The organism is Clavibacter lycopersici (assembly GCF_003576405.1).
GTDB classification, from domain to species: domain Bacteria; phylum Actinomycetota; class Actinomycetes; order Actinomycetales; family Microbacteriaceae; genus Clavibacter; species Clavibacter lycopersici.
This window is the reverse complement of sequence record NZ_QWGT01000235.1, coordinates 1-4,245: the sequence shown is the minus strand read 5'-3', so window position 1 is coordinate 4,245 and position 4,245 is coordinate 1. Positions and strand designations below refer to the sequence as shown.

General features: G+C 71.8%; 6 protein-coding genes. 3 read left to right on the top strand and 3 right to left on the bottom strand.

Translation table 11 applies throughout. The features are described 5' to 3' along the window. The 3 genes from DZG00_RS12885 to galU form a co-directional block, all read right to left on the bottom strand. Positions 1-838 (bottom strand): hypothetical protein (locus DZG00_RS12885; RefSeq protein ID WP_119455693.1); only part of this gene is annotated, 838 nt, incomplete at its 3' end. 86 nt (positions 839-924) lie between these two features. Next, positions 925-1,593, bottom strand: coding sequence for a GNAT family N-acetyltransferase (locus DZG00_RS12880; RefSeq protein WP_119382670.1), 669 nt, complete (start codon positions 1,591-1,593; stop codon positions 925-927). A gap of 57 nt (positions 1,594-1,650) precedes the next feature. Then, entirely contained in the window at positions 1,651-2,547 is an 897-nt protein-coding gene (gene galU / locus DZG00_RS12875) for a UTP--glucose-1-phosphate uridylyltransferase GalU (protein ID WP_119382669.1), read from the bottom strand. 40 nt (positions 2,548-2,587) lie between these two features. Between galU and DZG00_RS12870 the strand changes: the two genes are divergently transcribed. The 3 genes from DZG00_RS12870 to mscL are packed head-to-tail and all read left to right on the top strand — an operon-like array spanning position 2,588 to position 4,085. After that, the gene (locus DZG00_RS12870; RefSeq protein ID WP_119382668.1) at positions 2,588-3,163 is read left to right on the top strand and encodes a 5-formyltetrahydrofolate cyclo-ligase; all 576 of its coding nucleotides are present in this window, start codon (positions 2,588-2,590) and stop codon (positions 3,161-3,163) included. Between the two features lie 6 nt (positions 3,164-3,169). Continuing rightward, a complete protein-coding gene (locus DZG00_RS12865; RefSeq protein ID WP_119382667.1) occupies positions 3,170-3,574 on the top strand; it encodes an FmdB family zinc ribbon protein in 405 nt (134 codons plus the stop codon). 28 nt (positions 3,575-3,602) lie between these two features. Continuing rightward, a complete protein-coding gene (gene mscL, locus DZG00_RS12860; RefSeq protein WP_119382666.1) occupies positions 3,603-4,085 on the top strand; it encodes a large conductance mechanosensitive channel protein MscL in 483 nt (160 codons plus the stop codon). Positions 4,086-4,245 lie beyond the last annotated feature (160 nt).

The window sequence follows — 4,245 nt, the reverse complement described above, 5'->3', positions numbered from 1 at the left end:
CGGCCGGCGCGGCTGCGGCGGGCTCCTCCTCGGCGGACAGCCGGGCGACCTCGGGCTCGAGGTGCGCGCGGCGCAGCGTCTCCTCGGACGCGGCGGCGGCGCGTCGCATCTCCTCGACGGGCGAGAGCGGCGTGCGGGGCGCGCTGCCTGCACCGGGACGCGGGCCGGGCGCCTGCGAGCGCGAGAGGTAGAGCGGCTTCGGCACGGGCACGGGGGTCCAGGACTCGCCCTCCTCGCGCTCCGCCACGGGCTCGGCCGGCTGCGCGGCCTGCTCGTGGAAGTCGGTGAAGCCGGTGCGCGGCATCAGGCGGGCCTCGGGCGCCTGGAGGCGACGCGCGGCGGCGATCTGCGACATGCGCTGCAGGATCGCGAGCGACGCGAACGTGGCGAGCGACGAGATCACGAGCAGGGTCCACGCGCCGGCGGCCGCGACCTGGGTGATCCCGGCGATCACGCCGACGAGGGCGAGCGCGAGGACCGCGGTGGCGGCGAGCCGGGTGCGGCGGAGGCGCGTAGCGGCGGAGGGCGACGTTGCGGACACGGGGGCCACTTTCGGTAGGGCGCGCTGGGCGGCGGCGTCTCGCGCACGCGCGGCGGCTTCGGCTTCTTCTGCGGCCCGGCGGAGGGCGCGCTGCTGCTCGACGACGCTGCGGGCACGGGTCTCCGCGCGCACCGCGTCGGGGACCTCGGCCGTCTCGGCCAGGATCCGCAGGGTCTGCTGGAGGCGCACGGCGTTGCGCTCGGTCGCCATGTACTGGCGCCGGTGCAGCCACGTGGGCAGGAGGTAGGCGAGCCAGAGCACCGCGGAGAGCGCGATGATGATGCCGCCGGATTGCATGTCCCGAGGCTAGGAGGTCCGGCGGGTGCGACGCGGGAAGCGCGCCGCGTGTCCATGGCCGGACCGGCGCATCCGCAGGTGGGAGGTCAGATCCGGCGCTGCACGGGGAGCGGCGCGGCGGCCGCCTCGACGTCCGCGTCGGGGACGCGCGACCACTCCGGATCCACGCCGCCCTCCTTCCAGCGCGCGAGCACGCTGGTGGACAGCTCCTCCACCACGAGGCCGAAGCAGAAGTGGTCGCGCCAGTCGCCGTTGATGTGGATGTAGCGGCGCCGCAGGCCCTCGTACCGGAACCCGAGCTTCTGCACGACGCGGAGGCTGGGCGCGTTCTCGGGGCGGATGCAGATCTCCATCCGGTGCAGCCCGAGCGTCGTGAAGCAGTAGTCGGTCGCGAGCGCGACGGCCGTGGGCGTGACGTTCCGCCCAGCGAACTCCTGGCCGACCCAGTACCCAATGGTCGCGCTGGAGAGCGACCCGTAGGCGATGGACGAGACGTTGAGCTGGCCGGCGAATTCGTCGTCGTAGTCGATCACGAGCGGCACGCCGAGGCCGGCGCGGGCGTTGGCCTGCAGCGACCGGATGCTCGCGCGCGTGTCGAACGCCATGGGCGCGTAGGGGCTCGTGGCCTCCCACTTGCGGAGCCACGAGCGGTTGTCGAGCAGCGACCGCTCGAGGGCCCGCGAGTCGCGGAGCCGGATGGGGCGGACGGAGATGCGCCCGTCCCGCATGGTGGGTACGGTCTGCGGCACGTCCATGAGCCTAGGCCTCAGCCGGGGCGCCGGTGCGCCCGGGCCCCGCGCCCCGAAGCGGGATCAGCGCTCGAGCGTCTTGACGAACTCGGGCAGCCACTCGCGCAGGCCCTCGCCGAGGTCCTCGTGGTCGACGCCGAGCTGCACGATGGCCTTCAGGTAGTCGAGCCGGTCGCCCGTGTCGTAGCGGCGGCCGCGGAAGACGACGCCGTAGACGCCGCCGGTCCACTCGGGCGCGGCGGCCATCTTCTCGAGCGCGTCGGTGAGCTGGATCTCGCCGCCCTTGCCGGGCTCCGTCTTGTGCAGCACGTCGAAGACCTCGGGGCGCAGGACGTAGCGGCCGATGATCGCGAGGTTGGAGGGCGCGGTGCCGGCCGCCGGCTTCTCGACCATGCCGGTGATGCGCACGACGTCGTCGTCGTCCGTCTGCTCGACCGTGGCGACGCCGTAGAGGTGCGTCTGAGAGGGATCCACCTCGAGCAGCGCGACGACCGAGCAGTTGCGCTGCTGCTGGACCTCGATCATGCGGGAGAGGAGGACGTCGCGCTTGTCGATGATGTCGTCGCCGAGGAGGACGGCGAACGGCTCGCGGCCCACGTGCATCTCGGCGCGGAGCACCGCGTGGCCGAGGCCCTTGGGGTCGCCCTGGCGGACGTAGTGCATGTCGGCGAGGTCGGTGGACTCGTTGACCTTGCGGAGCTTGGCGTCGTCGCCCTTGAGCTGGAGGGTGGCCTCGAGCTCGGCGTTGCGGTCGAAGTGGTTCTCGAGGGCGGTCTTGTTGCGGCCGGTGATCATGAGGACGTCGTGCAGTCCTGCACCCACGGCCTCCTCCACCACGTACTGGATGGCCGGGCGGTCGACGACCGGCAGCATCTCCTTCGGCATCGCCTTCGTCGCGGGAAGGAATCGTGTTCCGAGTCCCGCGGCGGGGATGACGGCCTTCGTGATGTGGGTGACCATGCGATCGAGCGTAGCGGGCGAACATACCTAGACTCGAACCATGCCGAGCGAAGTCGGGAACGAGAAGAGGGCCCTGCGCGCCCAGCTGCGGGAGCGTCGTCGGCAGATGACCTCGACCGAGCGCGAGGAGTCCGCCCACGGGCTGACCAGCCGGTTGACGGAGCTCGTGGCGAACCACGACGCGACCCGCGTGGCCTGCTACCTCTCCACGGTCGACGAGCCGACCACCCGCCCCTTCCTCCAGTGGCTGCACGCGAACGACAAGCAGGTGCTCCTGCCGGTGTCGCGCAACGACGGCCTGCTCGACTGGGTGGTGAGCGACGGCACCGAGACCGAGGGCCTGTTCGGGTTGCCCGAGCCGGTGGGCGAGCTGCTCGGGCCGATCGCGATAAACGACGTCGACCTCATCGTCGTGCCCGCCGCGGCGGTCGACCAGGGCGGCATGCGCATGGGCTGGGGCCGCGGGTACTTCGACAAGACCCTCGGATCGATGGAGGCCTGCCCCCCGGTCTACGCTGTGGTGTTCGACGCCGAGTTCGTCGACGAGCTCCCGCGGGAGAAGCACGACATGCCGGTCGACGGCATCGTGACCCCCACCCTCATCCACTCCTTCTAGGGACCCATGCCCACGTACTCCTACCGCTGCACGGTGTGCGGCAACGCCTTCGACATCGTCCAGGCGTTCACCGACGACTCCCTCACCGAGTGCCCCGTGTGCGGCGGCAAGCTCCGCAAGCTGTTCGCCGCCGTGGGCGTGAGCTTCACCGGCAGCGGCTTCTACCGCAACGACTCGCGCACCGAGGACGCGGCCAAGCGGTCGCGGTCGACCTCCGGATCGTCGGCGGCGAAGTCGAGCGACTCGTCGTCCTCGTCCTCGTCCTCCGACTCGTCTTCGTCCTCCGGATCGTCGGACTCCTCCGGCTCGTCCGGATCCGGGACGACCGGCCAGGGCTCCGGTACCGTGACCCCCAGCACCCCCTCCGGTCCCGCGTCCTCGGGCTCCGGCTCGTCCTCGCCGTCCACCTGATCGGACGGCCCGCCAGACAGGAGCACCCGTGAAGGGCTTCAAGGAGTTCATCCTCCGCGGCAACGTCATCGACCTCGCGGTCGCGGTCGTCATCGGCGCGGCGTTTACCGCGATCGTGACGGCCATCGTCACCTCGGTCTTCAACCCGTTGATCGGCGCGCTCTTCGACGCGTCCACCCTGGCCGAGGCGCTGCCCGTGACCATCCCCACCGCGTCCGGTGGCGAGGCGACGATCTTCTTCGGCGCGGTCATCGCCGCGGTGATCAACTTCCTCATCGTCGCGGCCGTCGTGTACTTCGCGCTCGTGCTGCCCGTGAACCACCTCAAGAAGGTCGCGTTCGCGAAGCAGAAGGCCGAGGAGGAGGCTACGCCGAAGGACGTGCCGCCGACCGAGACCGAGCTGCTCATCGAGATCCGCGACCTGCTCGCGGGACGACCGTCGCCCGAGGGGACGCACACGATCGCGTCATCCACCGGACAGCACGTGGCCGAGCCCGGGAAGCCCGCCTAGCGCTGGATCCGCACGGCCCGACCGCCTCCGGCGTCGACCCGTCAGCCCCAGTGGGGCGGGCGGTCGAGCCGGAGGCGGTCGTCGTTCGCGTCGGATCCGGTGGGCGCGTCGCCCCAGCCCTGCGGGGCGTCCTCGGCGGCGGGCACCGCGGGCGCGCGCG

What these genes read in the sequence shown, in the direction of transcription:
- DZG00_RS12870 (WP_119382668.1), top strand. Translation starts at nt 2,588, where the DNA reads ATGCCGAGCGAAGTCGGGAACGAGAAGAGGGCCCTGCGCGCCCAGCTG.
- galU (WP_119382669.1), bottom strand. Translation starts at nt 2,547, where the DNA reads ATGGTCACCCACATCACGAAGGCCGTCATCCCCGCCGCGGGACTCGGA.
- DZG00_RS12865 (WP_119382667.1), top strand. Translation starts at nt 3,170, where the DNA reads ATGCCCACGTACTCCTACCGCTGCACGGTGTGCGGCAACGCCTTCGAC.
- DZG00_RS12880 (WP_119382670.1), bottom strand. Translation starts at nt 1,593, where the DNA reads ATGGACGTGCCGCAGACCGTACCCACCATGCGGGACGGGCGCATCTCC.